This is a genomic window from Paraburkholderia bengalensis (assembly GCF_037126505.1).
In the GTDB taxonomy this organism is placed as follows: Bacteria; Pseudomonadota; Gammaproteobacteria; order Burkholderiales; family Burkholderiaceae; genus Paraburkholderia; species Paraburkholderia bengalensis.
The window spans coordinates 1-1,922 of the sequence record NZ_JACFYJ010000230.1 but is presented as its reverse complement, the minus strand read 5'-3'; the positions used below and the strand labels follow the sequence as shown (position 1 = coordinate 1,922).

At 59.9% G+C, this 1,922-nt stretch carries 2 protein-coding genes and 1 pseudogene; all 3 read right to left on the bottom strand.

Going from position 1 to position 1,922, the window contains the following annotated elements:
• Nucleotides 1-250: 250 nt before the first annotated feature.
• Nucleotides 251-799: a BCAM0308 family protein gene (locus H3V53_RS42870; protein ID WP_336602992.1), complete on the bottom strand. Its 549-nt coding sequence runs from the start codon at nt 797-799 to the stop codon at nt 251-253.
• A gap of 156 nt (nt 800-955) precedes the next feature.
• Entirely contained in the window at nt 956-1,408 is a 453-nt protein-coding gene (locus H3V53_RS42865; protein ID WP_336602991.1) for a CBS domain-containing protein, read from the bottom strand.
• 77 nt (nt 1,409-1,485) lie between these two features.
• Nucleotides 1,486-1,922 (bottom strand): annotated as a pseudogene (locus tag H3V53_RS42860) (acetyltransferase); the annotation flags it as partial.

Here is a 1,922-nt window from a genome sequence, read left to right as displayed (position 1 = left end):
CTGAGCCGCCCCCTTCCGATACGACCAGTGCACCGACATGCTGGTCTCGCATCTGCACGGCCGCCTCCTGCAGACTGCAGGTCGCCGGAATATGGACCACACCCTGGCTGTAGAACTCACTGACTTTCATGGCAAACCTCCTCAGACTTGCGACCCAGCATTGCAATAATGAGAGCCATCGCCAGTCATATCCTGACTCTGATCACAAGGCCAACACCGCAAGCTGCGGGCGGCCGGCCCAACCCATCTCCTAGTCGCGCCGCCATCTCGCGCGCAGCACACCTTCGGCATCGCGATATTCGATCGTAAGGTGACCGTGATGCGCACGAACGAGCGCCTCGGAGAGTCTTCGCAGGGTGTGTGGGCCAGTGGTAGTCACCCGCATTCCTTCTGGCTGATCTTCGATGCTCATCAATCGCTCGAGCACATGAAGCTTTTCTTCATCTGCTGACGCGTGACGCAAGAGTGAGGCAACCTCGTCATGATGCGTACGCAGATACTCTCCCGATTCCAGCCATAGTTCGCCTGCTGGCGCGTGTTCAAGTATTCGGCGGCACGCTGGGCAGACCAGCTGACTTGTGTGTTCTGCGCTTGCACTCCACTTCCAGCGTCCATTTTCATACACGGCGCCACATTCTCGGCAGCTCGTACCACCCTGCTCGCGCACTGGCGACCGATAGCTATCGGTTGTGCGTGGCTGGAACCGTTTGTCTCGGCGCATCGTCGACACGTTCCGGTTGCGAGACTCTGTCATGATTTGTCTCCAGATAGATTTCCAGCCGCGCAGCGTATTCTTCACCGCGGGCGGTCCTGACTGATGAATTATCTTCGTCCATCGGCCACGCCCCGGGTTGACCGACATCAACGGACCGCCTGTCTCGTCCGCGAGCTTGTTTGCAACGCGGAATAAAAGCGATCCGTCTTGATCTTCGACGCGCCAGGCCGTCACAGCCGGTCACGCACGCTGCTTCAGTTCGAAATGTGGCTGCCGCCCCGCGACGAGCGACAGCTCCGACAGCAGCGCACACGCCGAGTCGAGCAGATCGTCTAGCGAAATGACGCCAGCCAGTTCCCCAACCTCATCGACAACAGGCATGCGGCGGATCGCATGCAACCGCATCCGTTTCGCGATCTGCCACACGTCCTCCCAGTCATATACGACGACAACCGGCGACGACATCACGTCGTCGACGAACAGTTTCGCCGCATCGACTTCTCGAGCGAGTACCTCGAGAACGATGTCCCGGTCGGTCACTATTCCTTTTGGACGCAGCTTGCCGTCCGGGGTCGCCTCCACGGCAACGATATCGCCGACGTGATTGACCCGCATGGTCTTGCATGCTTCCAGAACAGTCGTGCTTAATGGGCACGTAATGACGTCTCTCGTACAAATATCGGCGGCTTTCATACTGTCCTCCTCACTCGGTGGAACGCGTAGCAATGTCATCAGGCTAGCGGCGCGGGCTGGGCCGGCTTTGACCGGCGTCATGCGGGCGAACAATGTCCGTCGCCGAACATCGCGTCGAGGGCAGCGATAAATCCGTCGACCCGTGCAGGATCAAGTCCGTCGATGCCGGCGGCGGCCAGCCTTCCGTTTCCGCCGAATTTCCTGCATAGGCGGTCTGCGCCGCACGGCGCTCTCACGCTGACGACATACTTGCCGTCGGGCCGTGGCACGAGGACGGCATGCCCGCGCAAAGGCTCGCGTCTTGCCAAGAGGTTGGCAAACTCGCCTTGCACACGGTGTGACCATGCAGCCGCCGGCAACATATAGGCCGATGCGTTCGCCACGCGCTGCACCGTCGCGAGCCTTGAAGCACAATCGAGATCTTCCATGCGTGCCAGCGTCAGGCGGCCCGGCAGGTTGGTGGCCGCAATGAAATCCAAAGGGTTTGAAAACGGCTGAATATCCCGATACATCG